This is a genomic window from Pseudoduganella umbonata (assembly GCF_014192225.1).
GTDB lineage: Bacteria > Pseudomonadota > Gammaproteobacteria > Burkholderiales > Burkholderiaceae_D > Rugamonas > Rugamonas umbonata.
This window is the reverse complement of the sequence record NZ_JACHXS010000009.1, coordinates 33966-51870: the sequence shown is the minus strand read 5'-3', so window position 1 is coordinate 51870 and position 17905 is coordinate 33966. Positions and strand designations below refer to the sequence as shown.

Genomic DNA, 17905 nt, shown 5'->3' with positions numbered 1-17905 from the left:
CCTACGACGGCTGGTGTCTCCGTCCCACGCCGGACGGCATCCGGCAGCTCGTCCGTTGTCTATACTGATTCAAAGTGACACAGCCCGGGTAGTGCGATGTACCGCGCCGGTGATCGATAGATAACACGGGGGACATATGAACAAACTACGCCAAGTAATGGTCGTCGACCATAGCCATGATGCCGCCACCAAGCTTTCCGAGCTGGTGCGATGGATGGACTGCAAGGTCGAGGTGGCCCATGACGGCCTGCTGGCGCTTGCGAGAGCGCAGCTTCGCCCGACACTGGTCCATTGTGGACGCTGACCAGTACGACGAAACCGAGCGTCTTGCCGTACTCGATTCCTACGACATCCTCGACACGCCTGCGGAGCAGGCGTTCGACGACGTCGTCAAGCTCGCCAGCCAGCTGCTCGATGCGCCGATTGCCGCCGTCAACCTGATTGCAAAGAACCGGCAGTGGTTCAAGTCGGAAGTGGGCCTGGGCACCCGCGAAATGCCGCTCGACGATTCGATCTGCAAGTTTGCATTACTCGAAGACCAGCTGATGATCGTGCCCGATACGCGGGAAGATGCGCGGTTCGCCCGCAATCCACTGGTGACCGGAGAGCCGCGCTTGCGGTTCTACGCCGGCCAGCTGTTGAAAACGAAGGCAGGCATCCCGTTGGGCACCTTGTGTGTGCTCGACGTGGAACCGCGGCCGGAAGGCCTGACGCAGCAGCAGCAGTTCGTGCTGGCCACGCTCGCCCAGCAGATCATGAGCCAGATCGAGTTGCGCAAGGTAGTGAAGGACCAGGCAGTGCTGATCGCCCGGCAGGCACAGGTGCAGGGCGAACTGCGCGAGAGCCAGCGGCGTGCCCTGGAAGTGTCCCGCCAGGCCGAAGCCGAGCGCAGGCGCACCGATGCGCTGCTGGAGGCCGCGCCTGTCGGCATTGTCATCGCCGATGCCAACGGTGCGATCGTCAAGATGAACGCTGAAAATCGCCGGATGCTCGGACTACATCCCGAGGCCACCGACCTCGGGCCAGGTCAACCATGGCGGGGATGGTGGGCCGATGGCTCAGTGCGGCATGGACAACCGCTTGCGCCACATGAATGGTCGCTGGCGCGGGCCCTGCTTGGCGAGGAATCGCCCCGCCAGGTGATCGAGATCGCGCCATTCGATGCGGCCACGCCCCGCCGCACCGTGCTCAATTCGGGCCGCCCGGTGCGTGACGAGATCGGTGCGATCATCGGCGCCGTCATCGCGCAGATGGATATCACGGACCGTATCGACGCCGAGAGCGCACTGCGCATGGCGGACCAGAAGAAGGATGAGTTCCTTGCCATGCTCGCGCACGAGCTCCGCAACCCGCTCGCACCGATCATGTCGGCGGCAGCCATCCTGTCCAACTTCCATTTCGATGAAGGCGTCGTGCGGCGTACCGGTGCGATCATCGCCAGGCAGGCCGGGCACATGACCTCGCTGATCAACGACCTGCTCGACGTTTCAAGGGTCACGCGCGGCAAGGTGCAACTGGACACCGCGGAACTGAACATCAGGGACGTGATCGCCGACGCCATCGAACAGGTCCGGCCACTCGTCACACGGCACCAGCATCACCTGGATGTGCTGCTCGCGCCCGTGCAGGTGATGGTGAGAGGCGACCGCAAACGGCTGGTGCAAGTGTTCGCTAACCTGCTCGGGAATGCTGCGAAGTACACACCGGATGGCGGACGTATCGAACTGCTTCTCGAGGCGCAGGCCAGGACGTTGACGGTCTCGATCCGGGATAACGGTGTTGGGATGTCTTCGGAGCTGATCGATAGTGCGTTTGATCTGTTTTCACAGGGTGTGCAGGGGCTGGACCGGAGCCAGGGCGGGCTGGGGATTGGGCTGGCGCTGGCGAGGAGTCTGGTGCAGCTGCATGGTGGGGTGGTTAGTGCGAAGAGCGATGGGGTGGGGATGGGGTGTCAGTTGGAGGTGACGTTGCCGCGGGTTGGAGCGGCGATGTGCGTGGGCTGAGCTGACGGCGACCAACAGGGTAAATCGCAAAACAGCCGCCTTCGGGTGGCTGTTTTGCATTCTGGGCGCAGAGAGCAAGGGGCCTGCGCGGAGATTCGAAGGGCGTAGCGTGCACGCACAGCCCTCTTCGAATCGCCCATTGTCGTTGAGGTGCCGGCCCCGCTTGCGCGCGGCGGCACCTCAACGGCGTCGCTCGCGAGGGCGCGCCGTCACCAATAGTAACGCGACACGAAGCATTGCAAATCCCGCACTTATCATGCTTTTTCGCAGTGCGGCACGATGCAACGGTGCAATTTGATGCCCATACTAAGTCCAAATTTTTTGCAACCAGCAGCTTATCCCGAAGTGCGTATCGGGAGGATTGCATATTAAATTCGCTGCCGTCCGAGCGTGCGTGCGAGTCGATGCAACCATGCCCGAATTGTAGATACCGCATTCGAGGAAAGATGGATGAAAATCCAAGATATGGTTTTGACCGCAGTATTCAAAACTAGATCACATTCGTAATTGTACGAGCATTTCGGTAGCACTTGAGTCTGATGCAAAGGAGCCGCAAGGGCATTTACGTTGCCAGCGTGGGAAGATCGATACCAACGATTTTCTCACGGAGGGCCATCAAAGCCTTCTTGCCGATATTTCCAACGATATTCCTTTTTTTGTAGAGATCGCCATTCCCCAAATGAAGCTTGAGGTTCGCATCGTAATTGTGAGCATGTGGAATGGATGGGTGAGGGTCAGCGTCGTTTTTGTGAATCACCCAAACTTCTCCTTTGTGCTTCACTTGCTGTTCGTATAAGGCCCGCTCAACTCCGTCAGGAATAATACTCTCTGACAGTTCGATGGTCGCAAGTACCTTCGAGAGCGACTTGAATGCGTCGCGTTTCTCGTAAATTGCTTTGATGGACTCGTATGTGAGGTCCAGCTCAGCGACCTCTTGCAACTCCTTCGCGGTTTGAGTGACCAGGGTAAGCAACATTTCTTCGGTTGTTATTCTTACTGAAAGTTCTTGGGACAACCGCTCTATCACTTTCGGCGCTAAGGTTACATAGATGAGCTGTTGTATTTTATTCATTTGTCCTTAAGGTCATCGTTCTTGAGCTTAGGCTTGCCGGCCACCTGCTCGTTGAAGTTAATGTTACTGGCCTCCCCACGATTTGACGGGCACTTCCTGCTAGGCGCTTTTTAAGTTCTCGGATTGTACTGGACTGATGTAGCCTAACGTTGAATGCCTGCGTCTTGGGTTGTAGAGCCGCTCGATGTAATCGAACACATCAGCGCGTAGTTCATCGCGAGTTTTGTAGTGCCGTTTGGCCAAGCGCTCTGTTTTCATCGTCGAGAAAAAGTTCTCCATTGCCGCGTTATCCCAACAATTTCCGCGACGGCTCATGCTGCATACGATGCCATGTGAATTAAGCAGACGCTGGAAGTTCTCGCTGGTGTATTGCGGTCCTTGATCGGAATGGTGCAGCACTGACTTGGGCCGGCCACGTCGAAACACTGCCATCAGCAAGGCATCCATCACAAGCTGTGACGTCATCGTCGGCTGCATCGACCAACCCACCACGCGGCGGGAAAACAGATCGCGGTTCTCGCTACATGCATGGCCTGCATCATGCAGATCACGGAAGACACGAGGAGAGCCATACGTGTTATCGCTAGCCTGATGGCTCAGACAAATGGACTTAAGCAGGCGCTCGTTTTCCTGGTCACGTTCACTGGGTGGCCGCTCAAACCAGTCACAGAAGCCGCTGTGGGAAACACCAAGGACCCGACACATGGTTCGGGTAGGCCAGATTGCCCTATGCTTGGCAATAAAGGCGTACTTCACTTGGGCTCTGCAGCGAAGTAGCCGAGCGCCTTTTTAATATATCGCGCTCCGTCTTGACCTTTGCGAGCTCGCGGCGCATACGCTCGTACTCCTCTGCCGACACAGCATTGGACGCCTTTGCAGCGGGCGATCTGCCAGCTTCTTCCTCCCGGTACCAGCGGGCCAACAGGCTCCCCGATTTGCTTGCGCCGGACAGGTCGACCAGCTTTACAGCTTCGCGCTTAAACTCTTCAGAAAACGACCTGCGTTGACGTGCCATGAAAAACCTCCGATAGTGACATGATACCTATCGAAAGAGTTCGTCGTCATGGGGGAAGCCCAGTATCCTGCGCAGTCGATGGTCGTCAGGTAGCGGCTTGCAAGGTTTGGTGAGCATTGGCGCACGTCGCGATGCGGCAGGGACGGCTACGCCTTGCGGCATACCGTCCAGATCGACTATTTCTTCATTGGATTGCTGGGCGAGGGATCAAGACCTTAGCACGCACAACAAGGACGGCTTGATACTGCCGGAAACGGCTTGAAGAAAGTACCGTACGCACGAATTGTTCAGTACGCGCTTGCCGAACGGTATAGGGAAAGCCGGCAGCGCGAACGGCTTGCCGATTGCACAGTCACGGCTGAGAAGACAACTAGTAGTAAAAACCATAATCAAGTTCCTCGTAGCGCAGGATGTCGATGTAAATACTTTGCGGGTCGGGCGACCGCCTGATGTCGGCCACTTGGAGAAAGATGCGTTCAACACGCTTCGAGGTCACGCTGTAGACGCTTTCGGCGAGGAAGCCACCGTTGTCCAAGCCAAGTAGATCATCATCGATAGGCAGTACCACCGACACGAAATCGTCGTCAGCAGCATCGGCGAGTAGTGCGCTGAGACCGACGATAGACACGACGACGCCTTCGGAAACGAGGGCGTCGATGGGCCGTGCGTTGTCCTGGGAGGCGATCAATTCGGAACCACCTTCCGGGTTCGCCATCGGTACCTCGTAACGCTGTGTGGGGCATTGGTAGTAGATTGCGCAATCGTCGTCTGCGTTGATCGGTGTGCCTGACCAATATGCGACGATGCGTTGGTAGTTGGGGGGAAGATGCGGCGCGTGCTCGAAGATGCAGCCGCGAAGCTCGGTCGGGAAGCTCACTTCGGGCGCGCCGGCATTGAGGTGCACAGCGACGTGTGCATTGTCGGGCAGAATCGAGACGGCCAAGTGCGAGAGATTCTTGAGATAGTAGCCTTCCTTGTCGCTCGGATCGGTCGCGGGATCGTCTGAGAGGGTCACTCTGTCGTAATAGTCGAGCGGCGCGATCAGGGTCATAGTGGCGAAGGACCGCCGGGTAACGTAAATGGTTGCAGACATATTGGATTCCTATTTCTGTTGGGGGCGCGGGATTTAGTCGATGACGAGGTAGCCCTTGCTTCTTAGGCGCGCCTCGTAATGCTGCTCGATTTGCGGCCGGGTTTTCGCGTAAAGGGTCATGTCCCGCGTGCTCTGGACGCGGGTGGCGCGCCTGCATCGGATCGCATTGCAGATCGCATTGAGGTCAAGGCTTGGATCGCAGATTAAATGGTGGTCGGAGAGGGCAAGACGGTCGATATCGAACTGGTTGTTCATGACGTATCGCATTGCTTGCTCGTGCGAGTGCAGCAATGCAAGGTGAACGATCTTCGCGTTTCCTTGGCCCGCCTTCCCGATGAAGTAGGGCGTGCGGGTAATGGCTGTGTTCACCCGCCTGAAGACGATACCGAACCGTTCGGTCATGACCGCCATGACCTTGGCATCGAGTGCGATCACGTCCACGTCACCGAGGGGGGCGGTGGACGCCGGATCGATGATCCTCTTGAGCAGCCCCCCATAGATATAGAGGCCGTGGACGCCGATCATCCAATGCAGCAGCCCATGTGGGAGCCGTTCGGCAGCGGCTAGCGCGACAAGATGCGACCCTGTAATCATCGCGCCGCTAGCTATTATTAGGGCTTTTGGCGGGGATTTCGAGCATCTTCTTCTGTTGCTTATTATCCGGTACAGCATCCCTTTCGACCTGATTTTCGTCGCCAATTTCAGCTGGCAACTCGATGCGTGTGCCAGTCTCAGCGAGCATGGTCTTCTCCCAGAGTGGCCAGTTGCCAATAACAATGTGCTGAGTCTTAGCTTCAGGTGCCGCCGCGAGCAGGCCGAGTGCATGCAGTACCGCACACAGGAAGCCTGCATTGTTGGCCGACTTAGATATGAAAGCGTTCTTGAGCACCTTTGAAACGAAAGAAGGCTTGCCTGATTTGTACCTTTCGAGGCACGCCACGATCGTACGGAAGGGAACCCGTTCACGACTGAAGTAGCCACCACCTTCGTTTCGCGTTACTGCAATAAGGAGACCGACGCGATTGTTATCTGCGAGGACGTGATAATTGAGGATGCCAGCGCTGTGCTGGCCTAGCTTCTTGGCAGTCCCGGCATTGAGAAGCCAAAATGGAGTAAGGGCGACCTCGATGCACCCACTTGCGCCAGCAGCGGGTTGGGGGGCGTTGGACGGCTTAATTGCAGGAGTGTTCTTGCTCATTTTGCTCTCCAGTTATTCGAATGTAGTCAGTACGAATAAGGAAAGGCTTATGACTAAGGTGATGTCATAAGCCTTCGTGGTTAAAGCTATGCATGCGCCGCCTGTGCGACGCGACTAGCGAACGGATGTAATGTGCAGTTGGTTTAGCGCCGATACTTCAGCGAGAAGGTCAGGTCCAAGCTGCGTGGCATTAATGCGTGTTTGAGGGCAGAGCTCCCTACGTTGCCAGTTTGTGCAGCGAGCGAACGTGTCGTTGTATTCTTGCCTGGCCATTGCCAGGTCGGTTTTGCCGTGATATTCATCATGTACCGAAATGTACCTTTTGTCCTTTGGAATGTAAAAATCCTGAGCTTGTTAATGCTCGGGCTTTGGCTGAAATCAGCCATCAAAATAATATATATACGAAATTGCCGCCGATTCGGTGACGTGCATTGCGCTGGTTCGCCGGTACCTAGCACTTTCACGTTCGAGCGCAAGGACAGGGAAGGCATTCGACGAATAACAAGGCGCGATCCAGCAATGCACCAGTCACGGACAGGCAACTATTGATACTTTGGCATGCAGGCCACATCGGTGTCGATGCTGCCTAGGGTTTGTTGCACATCGTCACCGGTACGGCTAGTAATGTCGGCAACGTAACGCAGGCGCACGCGCTGCTAGATCGCAGCGAGAAGGCCGCGCTGGCGATGCTGGCTATAAGGCGTAGAGAAGCGGCACGAAAACATGAGCAAGCAGTGATGTGGGAAGTGGACATGGAGGGTTCCATACAGCGCTTCAACATCGGCAGGGGAGCGGATTGATTAGCGCTTTCCTAAACGAATGAAAAAACCTTGTTATTTCCATAAGTAGCATGCAGAATAGAGGGTCATACACGGACAAGCCGAAAGAATCATGCCGCCCACTATTCGTTGGTTACACCTCTCTGATTTTCATGTTGGTAAAGACGCCTATGAACAGCGGCGATTATTCACTGAAATTATCAGAGAGATTGAACGCTGGAAAAATGAAAAGGAGTTCGTTCCGGATTATGTTTTTCTTACGGGCGACATTGCCAATAAGGGACAGAAGCGCGAATATGAGTCGTTCCGTAAGGATTTTCTTATCCCATTACAAGAAAAGTTTGATGTAAGTACAATAGTTTTTCCTGTCCCAGGAAACCACGACGTTGAGCGGCCCGGTACCGACACGTTGGATAGCACCGCTCCATTAGCCGCTTCTAGCAAATTTTTTGATGCTGACAAAATTGGGAAAGCCGCACGAGACCAAATTGTGCCCCGGTTCAAAAACTATAAAAAATTGATGGCTGCGAGCGGAATTTCCCCAGACTGGTTGGCGAAGAGCGAGGGGACCGCATTCCACATCAGAAGTTTGGCTGGTGTCCAAGTTGCCGTTATTGGGCTAAATACTGCTTGGCTTTGCAAAAATGACCAAGATAAGAACAAGTTAACGCCGGGTTATCGTTTGGTTGAGTCAGCATTAAAGAAGGCTGAAGGGTGTCAAATAAAGATAATCCTTGGTCACCACCCTCTCTCATGGTGGAATGAGAACGAGGAAGCAAACATTCGACGTTTGTTCGCTCAACATAATGTCATTTATTTACATGGACATATGCATAAGTCCGAAGGTCGAGTCGAGGAAAGCATGGCAGACCATTTCCTGACTTTGCAAGCGGGAGCTGCTTTTCAAGCTCGCGAAGGGGAACCGTGGATAAATGGATTTTCTTGGGGGGATTTGGACCCTCAAGCCGGGGAGGTGCGTATTTCACCTCGGTACTGGGTCAACGGGGAGTGGCCACCAGACATGAGTGCCATTACACAGAAACGTCGAATTGGCGAAACCGACTGGTGGCGTTTTTCGCTGCCGGGGATGAGAGCACCTCTCCTTTCCAATATTTCAGTTCAAATACCCGGGTGGAAGGTACTTGATGCCGAAATATTGAATTCTTTTGCGCGTGAAATTGACCAGCAGGAAGCGCAACGTTTCTTTGATGGGGCAGAGCCGGATTGGGCATTGGCGATTTCTCCCCAGTTTCCGTTGCGCTGCCAAACTAAGGCTTTGCTTAGGAAAGTTACCAGCTTCAAGGGTGAAGACCGCCCTCAAATTTCCTTACTGCATGGGCCTGCAGCCGAAGGAAAATCTATGGCACTCAGGCAAATCGTCGTGGCAGTCGTTCGGGCCAATCCAGATATTGGGGTATTCTGGCACCAGGATGACAGTGTCTCACTCAATGTGCAGGCATTTGAGAAAATGTTAGCCACAAAACCGAATTGGTTAATAGCAACCGACCACGGCGATATGATCGTTGATGATTTAGCGAGGCTGGCACAAAGTCTAAAGCGCGCTGGCAATTGCAACGTCCAATTTGTCATTGCGGCGCATGATTCTGACTGGAAACTTGCCAAAGGGGATACTATTGTATGGAATTCCTTTTCTCGGTTTGAATCGACACGTCTGGCAGGGCTTACAGAGGAAGATGCAACATCTCTTGCGGAAGCATGGTTGCATTTTGGTGCGAGTTCTAACGACTCTTCGTTACATGGACTCAAGCCGGACGCGCTGGCGCAGCGGTTAATTCACGCCGCCAAGGACGACGGATTTGATGAAGGAGCATTCTTCGGTGCATTACTGACCCTGCGCCATGGAAAAGACTTGCGTTCGCATATGCGAGCTCTCCTGCAACGATTCGACAATATGACATTGCCGTCGGGAGGTACAGTTGGAGGCGCATTCCGTCTTATTTCGGCAATGCACGCAGAGGGCCTAAATTTCCTTTCCACCAACGTCCTCCAGGAATCAATAGGGTGTGATAGGTTGACAATGCAGCAAGATGTTTTGTGGCCGCTTGCAGCCGAGGCAGCGGCAAGTGGTGGCGCATATTTACGAACAAGGCACAGACGCATAGCTAAGGCTGCGCTTGAAGTTTGTAGTGATGACGGAGAGGACTTGGAAAGCCTCTACATATTGCTTGCTTGCAGCGCAGTAAGATTAAGGTCGATCAAAAATGTTCGATTGCAAGAATTAGAAGATTGGAACTACACCTTAACGAAGCATTTCGTTCAAAACGGACATGCAGAAATGGCTGTCAGAATCGCGGAGAAAATGTTAGAGGTCGTCCCTGATAATGTTTATTACGCTGTAAATCTTGCACGACTCAAGCGCGAGTCCGGCGATCTCGATGGAGCTTTTGATGTCCTGTATTTAATGTCGTTAAAAAAGCGGGATAATCGAGCTGTCTGGTTGGAATGGGGTACCATTTGTGGAATATTAAATGACTACGTCTCCAATGTCGGGTTGACAGCATATTCTATATCTGATGATCTGAGCCCAAGTACGCTAGGGGGAGAAGACGCGAGCCTCGCGTTTGCAAATCTTGCCAAGGCATTTGAAGAATTAAACCGTTTGTATCGACGGGATGATTTTAATCGAGCGCGGGCTGGATGTGCGTTTTTGGGATTGCTTCTTAGCCAGAATAAGAAGAATCTTTCATTCCTTAGAATTCACCAGCAAGAATCGATTTCATGGGGGACGCCAGTGGACGTTACAGAGGGACTTGCTTGGATGCAAGCTGGATTGAATGCTGCGATTGTGGAGGGGTCTCTAAACGATTCCGTAGCAGAAAGAATTGGAAATCCTGCTCAGTTTAGGTTTGCGGCGCTGCGGCGACTTCTTGGGCAATAAATACGCGTTTATCAAAGACACCTGACAAATTTTCAATAAGCTACTGCGAGTCGAATTTTTTCAGGTTGTCCCCAGCTTTAACCACGGGGGCTATTCTATGAGCAATGGAGAACTAGCCCAATTTCCTCAGATAGACGTAAAAGACAGAAGACAGACCGAAGCAGCGTCCTGATTCTGTCAACACAAACGCCAGCACATTATAGACTCATTAGAGCGGTAGCATTGGACCGGTGAACGTAGAAATCTTTTCACTGAAGCTATCTAAGCAGTGCTTTTGGGCAATTGGACGATCCAGTCGCTTGTTGACAAGGGAGCACCGGAAATAGACCAGAGCCTGGGACTGCAAACTCTATAAACGACAAGCCCACTTGCATGAGTGGGTGTTGTGTGAACGATGTTCTTGGTGGCCCCGGGGCGGAATCAAACCACCGACACAAGGGTTTTCAAGACGAACATCGTGTATCTCACCGATTAGCCTTACAAGGTCTTCCGTCGGTGGAGTACTTGCTCACGAGCTCTATCTGTCAGGTTAGAAGATCGAAAAAATCAGTAAGCGCCGCTGCCTAAAATGCGCTTTTTCAAGCATAGGCTGCTCTCAGGAGGTAATCGACAATTGCGGCTGGCACACGTTTTTGGCTGCGCTTTTGCAACGTCGCCGCGATACTCCGGTACGTCCGGGTTCGGGCTCCTCTATGATCTTCGGGCCGGATATGCCGTTCAAGTCATATGAGCAGGACATGCGCGCCCGCCACAGGAATGTTCAATGAGCCCCTTGACCTGACAAGCCTTGATCCTCATGACAGCTAACAAAAATTGTCAGTGTGCATGCTTACTGATAAATTACCAACAGTTGCGCTGAGCAACCCCAAAAGGGGCCCCATACACATTGACGAACGATGCTTTCCAACTTTACATATGGCGCTAGCGGAAGAAAAATTCATCGAAATATTTTCCCTGAGCCAGGATCCTGAGCTGGCGGAAGCTGGGGGTGGTCATGGGCAGAAGGGGGTGGACTTCCAGCGCTACTGGGCGATCCTCCGTATATTCGAGCTCAAACAAGACGGCTCGACCGATTTCCTCTTGCTTTTCGAGTCGATCCAGGACGTCGCCGAGTTCGATTCCGAAACGGCACCCAGCCGCGTTGATATATACCAGATCAAGAAGAAAGACAGTGGCGAGTGGTCGTTCAACGAACTGACGGGCTTGCTGAAGCCAGACGGCCGAACGAAGAAAAAAGTATTCCCCACTTTGTCAAAGGTAGGAAAGAGCCCTCTCGGCAAATTGTATAAGGCTGGCTTAGCCGTCCAGCATTTAGAAGCCAACGCTCACTTCGTGTCGAACGCGGGCTGCGACCTTCCGTTAGTCACGAGTGGATCAGCCTCGGCACTGCTCAAATGCCTGGCGTCGGAGCTTGACGCTTCGCACGCGTTACCTTTGGCCGAGGGGTTAGCCCTGCTCCACGCGGCTCCGGGAGAAGTCCCGGACCTCAAACGGCTCGCCTTGCGAAAAACCACCCTGCACCCGGACGACCCTCACCTAATGGCTCTCGGCGCGGCTACGGCTTACCTCAGCAAGCATCTACCGGCGAGCGCAGGCCAAGCGAAAGCGTTCGTGGACGCTCTCTTCGCGCAGCTCAGTGCCCTCGGACGACAGACCCAGCCCGTGGTGTCGTTTGAGGAACTGCGTCGCCAGCGGGGATACTCGATGGCCGAGCTGAACTCTGCGCTTGCCGATCTCAAAGGCGTTCCCGACCTGAAATCGTACCTCGACAAGGTTCTTGACGGTCTGCTGCTGGAAGGGCTTGCTCCGCTAAGGCGTATTTCGATTGACGTCGGCGTGACGAAGTACTTCTCCGCCGTCGTATCCGGCACGTGGGGGGGCGACGAGCTCGCCCTGATCGACGAATGCGCCAAGGCAGCACCTCCGCTCCTGGCATCCTCTTCGTTGCTTCCCGCACTGGAAGCGGAAACCGCGAGGATAGCGGCGTCCCATCCGGCCTTCAAGAACACCGAAGTCTTCGCGTATTTGCTAATCCAGGTAACGAAAAATGCCGCAGCCTAATTTTAGAAAACTCCTTCGCGCCCTAGCTACAAAATCCTATGAGAATCTTCCAATTCGAAAGCATATCGCTGCTATCGCACCGCGACAAAAAAGCCAGGAAGGTCAGCTTTCACCCGCACAGGAACTTGATCCAAGGGGAAAACCATACGGGCAAGTCAAGCCTCGTTAAGCACCTCTTCGTAACGCTTGGTGCCAAACCGCTGGGAACCCTCGAACAATGGGATCCTCAGACCGTTTCCGCAGTCAGGTTCAAGGTAGACGGTGAATCGTTCACCGTCATCCACCATAGTGGTGCGCGCTCGCTTCACGATTCGTCCGGCAAGCTTCTCAAAGCAACTGATTCGCCTGCCGCATGGGCAGAAACGTTCGCAGCGCTGGTCGGTTTCAAGCTCATGCTGACTTCCAAAAAGACAGGGCAGGGCGTATTGGCCGATCCTTCCTGTTTTTTCCTCCCGTTTTACATTGACCAAGATGGGAGCTGGCGGGAAAAATGGGACACTTTCCCCGCTACGATGCAGTATGCGGCACCGGTCCGCAGCATCCTCGAATATTTCAGCGGTATCAAGCCTGCCGAATACTATGAGCTCAAGAGCGAGCAAAGCGCAATATCGAAGGAAGCCGACGCGCGTGTCAGCGAGATGAAGCTTCTGGAACGCGCTCGCGGTCGGCTGAGCCAGACTCTTCCGGTCGGCACAGTGAAGCTGTCGGAGGCGGGCTTCGAAGATGAAATCCGCCGCCTGACATCGGAGGCGAACGAGCTCAACGGCCTGCAAGAAACTCTGCGTGCTAAGTATGTCCGCGAGGGCGAAGTGGTTGCAAGCATCAACCACCAGATCCAAACCGCCTTCGCGTCGCTGCGGGAATACGCCGGAGACCAGAAGTACCTTGCGAACATTGCCAATGCCAATGAAATCGTCTGCCCGACGTGTGGGGCGGAGCACGAGCAGTCGTTCCTGCACTACTTGGGTTATGCCGAGGACGCCAGGATCCTGGAGGAGCTTACGCGTACGCTCCAGAGGGATCTCGTTACCGCGAGACGCCAACTGGAATCGACGAACGAGGAACTTCGGACGCTGCGCGGCAACTACGCCAGAATCAACGGGATTCTTGAGCAAAAGCGCGGGGACCTCCGGTTTCAAGAGGTAGTGGAATCCCAAGGAGCCCAGGCTGCCCATAGGGCATTCGACGCCGAAAGAGAACAGATCGCCGGCGAACTGGCAGACTGGAACGCCAAACTTGCGGAAATCGAGGCGCGACTGGATGCGTTGACTGACAAGAAGCGTGCCAAAAGGATTGTGGCTGCGTTTAGGGAAGCCTACCAGTTAGCGAGGAAGTCGCTCAACGTACCCGATCCTTCGGGCAATCCAAACCTCGTCAGCAGACCTAACCGTTCAGGCAGCGGAGGGCCTCGTTTACTCCTCGCTTACTACGCAGCCTTGTGGAAGGTCTGCCACGGCGAACAGTTAGGCATGTCGATCCCCGTAGTCATAGACTCTCCGAACCAGCAGGACCAAGACGACCTGAACCTCCACGTCGTCCTCGGGTTCATCGCAGAGAGCCTTCCGGATTCCATGCAGCTCATAGTCTGCGTCACGAAACACTCGGACGCTCAGCTCGACAAGACAACCGTTTTCGACAAGAAGTACAGCATGTTGCTTCCCGAGTACTACGACGAGGTCGAATCTGATGTCGAGCCGCTCTACCGGCAGATGAATGCCGCGCTGCTGAGCCTTCCAACCGACGAGGTCAAGGAAGAGAAGCCGGAGGCGGATTCGGATGAATAGGCAATTCGTGGTAGGCCGTGCGGGCTTCGAACCTGCGACCATCGGACCTAAGTCCGTTCTGTCACCGTAGCCTGGAGGTCACAATAGACGTTTGGACGTTTGGACGTTTGGACGTTTGGACGTCTGAACGTCTGGACATTTAAACGTTTGAGGTCCGTGCTACGGAGCGAGGAGCTGAGTGGGGCGGACGTTTGGACGATTCGGACGGTTGTGCGAGCGCAGAGATGGTGGACCGGCAATGGACCGGACACGAGGAATTCGTGTACTGAAAACAAAAACGCCGACCTGCATGGATCGGCGTTTCGTCAAGGATGTTCTTGGTGGCCCGGGGCGGAATCGAACCACCGACACAAGGATTTTCAATCCTCGCGCTAGATACGAAGCAGCTATCCCGCTCAGTTCTGATGCAGCGTTGTCAGATCGGAGTACTAGAGCTCGCTCAACCATCAGGTCCCACCCCCAACGGCGTCACCGTAACCTCCACATCCAACACCTGCCCCCCACCCCCCAACACAATCCCCCGCATCGGCGTCACATCACTAAAATCCCGCCCCCACCCCAAGGTAATGTGCTCATGCCCCACAAGGCACCGGTTGGTCGGATCAAAATCCACCCACCCCCGCTCCGGGCAAAACACCGAAACCCAGGCATGCGAAGCATCCGCCCCCACCAACCTTGGCTTCCCCTCCGGCGGATGCGTCAAGATATACCCGCTAATGTAACGAGCCGGCAGCCCAAGGCTGCGCAGGCAGCCGATCATCAGCTGGGCAAAATCCTGACAAACCCCACGCCGCCCCCTTAGCACCTGTTCCAAAGGCGTCGAAATCTCCGTCGCCCGCGCATCGAAATCGAAATCCTCAAAAATCCGATGCGTCAGCTCCAGCGCGGCATCCAACTGTGGCCGGCAAGGCGTATAACTCTCCCGTGCATACGCTTCCAGCTCCGGAAACGCATAAACATGCGGCGACGCATACAGATACCGGCAAGCTTCCAGGGTAGCGGCACTCTTCTCCTTGGCCATCATGTCCCGCGTGCCTTCCCAAGGCAGCGTGCCACCAATATCCGCCAGGGTAGGGCGCGCAAATAGCGCAACGGTCGATTCCGCATGCACCAGCAAACTATCGTGCGGCACAGTCAAAGCAACATGCCGGGTACAGTTCCCAAAATAGTCGGTGCCATCGCGAGCATCGTCCACCGAACGATCCAGCCAGATCTGGTGCGATTCCGTCTGCTGGAAAGCAAACGAGCGCGGCGTCAGATGCAGATACTGCTGCGACAACGTCACCGTGCTCTGATACCGATACCGCGTCTCATGCACCACCCGATACCGCGCGCACACCTCGCCGGGCCTACCTTCAGGCAGCAAGTCACTCATGATCTCCGGCTCCTCTGCTGCCCATCCGTATAACTGAAGAACTGCACACTGATCTTCTCCGACAACGCCGCACTGGCCACCTGGATGCGATTCAGCAGGTCGCTCAAATGCGCATTGGCGTAATTGAGGTCGGCATCCGGCTCCAGGGCCAGCACCTCCTCCCGCAACGGCGCCAGCAGCTCCACGCCGCAGTCCCCATGCGTCAGCGCGATTTTCCGCAAAGCCCCCAAAATCCCGTCCATCTGGAACAGGATCGAGCGCGGATTGGTGCCGTCGCGCAGCAGCAGGTCGAGCACCGGTAGCCACTCTGGCTGGGCGCGATAGCGGGCCCGATAAGTGATGATGCTGTCGGACAGTTCGAGCAGCCATTCCAGGTTGCCGTTTTCGTCCATCGCCAGCGCGCGCTGCAGCACCACGCTCTGGAACTGCAGCCGCTCCAGGCGGCGGCCGATCGACATGAAGCGCCAGCCGAGGTCGCGCGTCATGCCGTCGAGCGCGAAGCCGGCCAGCGTCATCAGCGAGGAGGCGGCGTCGTCGAGGATCGTCATCGCTTCCGACTGCGACGGCCGCTCGCCGGGACGGGCGGCCGGTTGCGCCATGCGGTTCAGTGCGCGCCAGTTGTCGACCGAGAAGCGTTCATGCAGCTGGCCGGCGAGGCGCACCAGTTGTTGCTGCTGCCGGGCCAGCCCGGGCACGTTGGGCGAGACCACCGCCAGCAGCAGGGCCGACTCCAGTTCGGCATCGGTGAAGATGGCGACCGCCTGGCTCTGGCTTTGCGATTGACCACCCTGGCCGGAAGTCTGGCTCTGCATCTGCGCCGCCTGTCCCGCCACCGGCCGTCTTTCTCCATCGATCAGCTGAAAATAGATGCACAGCGCCTCGACGGTCGGCCATTCCGCGCCGCGCTGGTCGAAGCGCACGTTGAACAGGAAGTTGAGCGCCACCCGCAGCAGGCGGGCGATGTTGTCGCAGCGTTCCGCATAGCGGCCGAACCACAGCAGGTTTTCCGCCACGCGGCTCGACAGGTTGCTGTCTTCGCGCACCAGGTCCTTGCCCGTGATGCTGCGCTGTTGCAGGCGCGGCACCGACACCCGGGCGCGTGCCTGCACCCAGGTGTCCTTGCTGGCGCCGCCCATCTTCATCGTCAGCACGCGCGCATCCGGGCCGGTGGCTACGCGGGTCAGGCCGCCCGGCATCACGACATAGCCGTTGGGCGTGGCGCAGGCAAACACGCGCAGGCCGATGGCGCGCGGCTGCAGGCCGGAGGCCGCGCCGGGCTTCCAGACCGGTGCCCGCGACAGCTGCACCACTTCCTGGGCGATGTAGTTATTCGGATTGGCGCGCAGCTTGGCAATCAGCGCCTCGCGCGCATCGCCGGCCAGGTCCTGGCCGAACACGGTGACCGGCGGCAGCTGTGAAAAGCTCGGTTTGATGACCAGCCGGTCGAGTTTCGCGATCACCGCTTCCAGCGCGGCCGGTTCGCCGCACCACCAGGTGGCGACCGACGGCATTTTGAGCGGCTCGCCCAGCAGCCGCCGCGACAGCGCCGGCAGGAAGCCGAGCAGGGCGCCCGATTCGAGCAGGCTGGAACCCAGGCTGTTCGACACCAGCACGTTGCCGCGCCGCGCCGCCTGTGTCAGTCCCGCCACACCCAGCATCGAGCTGCGTAGTTCCAGCGGGTCGCAGGATTCGTCGTCGACGCGGCGGATGATCACATGCACCCGGTGCAGTCCCGCCAAGGTTTTTAAATAGACCACGCCGTCGCGCACGGTGAGGTCGCTGCCTTCCACCAGCGGCAGGCCGAGATGGCGCGCGAGATACGCCTGCTCGTAATAGCTTTCGGTGCGGGGGCCGGGCGTCAGCAGCACGATCAGCGGCATTTCGCCTTCGCGCAGCGGGGCCGGTGAATCGCCGTTGGCCGCGCACAGGCGGCCCCAGTGCACCAGGCTGTCGCGCATGGTGCGGAAGAAACCACTCAGCGGCTGCACTTTCAGTTCGCGCAGCAGGTCGGGAAAGGTGGGAGAAATGATCGCGCGGTTTTCCAGCGCGTAGCCGGCGCCGGATGGCGCCTGCGTGCGGTCGGCCAGCACCCACCAGCGGCCGTCCGGCGCGCGCGCCAGGTCCACCGCGTAGAAGTGCAGGGCGATGTCGTCGTGGTGGCTCATGCCGTGGCACGGGCGCAGGAAGCCGGCGTGGCCATGCACCAGCGCCGGGGGCAGCAGGCCCTCGCGCAGCATGTCCTGCGGGCCGTAGACGTCGCCGAGGATCTTATTGAGCAGCCGGGCGCGCTGGATCACCGCCGCTTCGATGCCGCTCCATTCCTCGTACGGCAGGATCAGGGGCAGCACGTTCAGGTCCCATGGACGCTGCAGGCCGTCGGCGTCGGCGCGCACGTTGTACGTCACGCCGTTTTCCCGCACCTGGCGCTGCACCATTTCGTGGCGCTGGCGCATCATGTCCGGCGGTTCGTGCTCCAGGCTGTCGAGCATGGCGCGCCAGTGCGCGCGGGGCACCCTCGCCGCGTCGAGCATTTCATCGAAACCATCGGGCGCGGAGAGGTAGGACTCAAGTAGATTATTCGACATGTCGCACAGCAGCTTTGCTTTCCATAAGGCATCAACAGTAG

The 17905-nt window shown here is 56.6% G+C and carries 10 protein-coding genes and 1 pseudogene; 4 read left to right on the top strand and 7 right to left on the bottom strand.

Going from position 1 to position 17905, the window contains the following annotated elements; all coding sequences use genetic code 11:
- Positions 1–239 precede the first annotated feature (239 nt).
- On the top strand, positions 240–2003 hold the full coding sequence (locus FHS02_RS21380; protein ID WP_175424919.1) for a sensor histidine kinase: 1764 nt from the start codon (positions 240–242) through the stop codon (positions 2001–2003).
- 562 nt (positions 2004–2565) lie between these two features.
- On the opposite strand, the gene FHS02_RS21375 is transcribed toward FHS02_RS21380, so the two are convergent.
- The 5 genes and pseudogenes from FHS02_RS21375 to FHS02_RS21355 all read right to left on the bottom strand — a co-directional run bounded on the left by FHS02_RS21375 (position 2566) and on the right by FHS02_RS21355 (position 6381).
- On the bottom strand, positions 2566–3075 hold the full coding sequence (locus FHS02_RS21375) for a hypothetical protein (protein ID WP_137316417.1): 510 nt from the start codon (positions 3073–3075) through the stop codon (positions 2566–2568).
- Positions 3076–3174: 99 nt separating this feature from the next.
- A pseudogene (locus FHS02_RS21370) lies at positions 3175–4090 on the bottom strand (IS3 family transposase).
- A gap of 370 nt (positions 4091–4460) precedes the next feature.
- A complete protein-coding gene (locus FHS02_RS21365; RefSeq protein WP_137316418.1) occupies positions 4461–5183 on the bottom strand; it encodes a hypothetical protein in 723 nt (240 codons plus the stop codon).
- 33 nt (positions 5184–5216) lie between these two features.
- Positions 5217–5708, bottom strand: a complete 492-nt coding sequence (locus FHS02_RS21360; protein ID WP_137316419.1) for a hypothetical protein — start codon at positions 5706–5708, stop codon at positions 5217–5219.
- A gap of 76 nt (positions 5709–5784) precedes the next feature.
- Positions 5785–6381 (bottom strand): hypothetical protein, encoded by a 597-nt coding sequence (locus FHS02_RS21355; RefSeq protein WP_137316420.1) that lies wholly within the window; start codon positions 6379–6381, stop codon positions 5785–5787.
- A gap of 891 nt (positions 6382–7272) precedes the next feature.
- On the opposite strand from FHS02_RS21355, the gene FHS02_RS21350 reads away from it, so the two are divergent.
- From FHS02_RS21350 to FHS02_RS21340, 3 genes are all read left to right on the top strand, one after another.
- Positions 7273–10059 carry a metallophosphoesterase gene (locus FHS02_RS21350; protein WP_137316421.1) on the top strand — a complete coding sequence of 929 codons (2787 nt, stop codon included), beginning with the start codon at positions 7273–7275 and terminating at the stop codon, positions 10057–10059.
- 825 nt (positions 10060–10884) lie between these two features.
- Positions 10885–12120, top strand: a complete 1236-nt coding sequence (locus tag FHS02_RS21345) for a dsDNA nuclease domain-containing protein (RefSeq protein ID WP_137316422.1) — start codon at positions 10885–10887, stop codon at positions 12118–12120.
- 38 nt (positions 12121–12158) lie between these two features.
- Positions 12159–13904 carry a hypothetical protein gene (locus FHS02_RS21340; protein ID WP_137316423.1) on the top strand — a complete coding sequence of 582 codons (1746 nt, stop codon included), beginning with the start codon at positions 12159–12161 and terminating at the stop codon, positions 13902–13904.
- Between the two features lie 439 nt (positions 13905–14343).
- On the opposite strand, the gene FHS02_RS21335 is transcribed toward FHS02_RS21340, so the two are convergent.
- Both FHS02_RS21335 and FHS02_RS21330 read right to left on the bottom strand, forming a co-directional pair.
- A complete protein-coding gene (locus tag FHS02_RS21335) occupies positions 14344–15279 on the bottom strand; it encodes a transglutaminase family protein (protein ID WP_137316424.1) in 936 nt (311 codons plus the stop codon).
- Positions 15276–17864 (bottom strand): circularly permuted type 2 ATP-grasp protein, encoded by a 2589-nt coding sequence (locus FHS02_RS21330; protein ID WP_137316425.1) that lies wholly within the window; start codon positions 17862–17864, stop codon positions 15276–15278. Before FHS02_RS21330 ends, FHS02_RS21335 begins: the two co-directional genes overlap by 4 nt.
- Positions 17865–17905 lie beyond the last annotated feature (41 nt).

What these genes read in the sequence shown, in the direction of transcription:
- FHS02_RS21380 (WP_175424919.1), top strand. Translation starts at nt 240, where the DNA reads ATGACGGCCTGCTGGCGCTTGCGAGAGCGCAGCTTCGCCCGACACTGG.
- FHS02_RS21375 (WP_137316417.1), bottom strand. Translation starts at nt 3,075, where the DNA reads ATGAATAAAATACAACAGCTCATCTATGTAACCTTAGCGCCGAAAGTG.
- FHS02_RS21365 (WP_137316418.1), bottom strand. Translation starts at nt 5,183, where the DNA reads ATGTCTGCAACCATTTACGTTACCCGGCGGTCCTTCGCCACTATGACC.
- FHS02_RS21360 (WP_137316419.1), bottom strand. Translation starts at nt 5,708, where the DNA reads ATGATCGGCGTCCACGGCCTCTATATCTATGGGGGGCTGCTCAAGAGG.
- FHS02_RS21355 (WP_137316420.1), bottom strand. Translation starts at nt 6,381, where the DNA reads ATGAGCAAGAACACTCCTGCAATTAAGCCGTCCAACGCCCCCCAACCC.
- FHS02_RS21350 (WP_137316421.1), top strand. Translation starts at nt 7,273, where the DNA reads ATGCCGCCCACTATTCGTTGGTTACACCTCTCTGATTTTCATGTTGGT.
- FHS02_RS21345 (WP_137316422.1), top strand. Translation starts at nt 10,885, where the DNA reads ATGCTTACTGATAAATTACCAACAGTTGCGCTGAGCAACCCCAAAAGG.
- FHS02_RS21340 (WP_137316423.1), top strand. Translation starts at nt 12,159, where the DNA reads ATGAGAATCTTCCAATTCGAAAGCATATCGCTGCTATCGCACCGCGAC.
- FHS02_RS21335 (WP_137316424.1), bottom strand. Translation starts at nt 15,279, where the DNA reads ATGAGTGACTTGCTGCCTGAAGGTAGGCCCGGCGAGGTGTGCGCGCGG.
- FHS02_RS21330 (WP_137316425.1), bottom strand. Translation starts at nt 17,864, where the DNA reads ATGTCGAATAATCTACTTGAGTCCTACCTCTCCGCGCCCGATGGTTTC.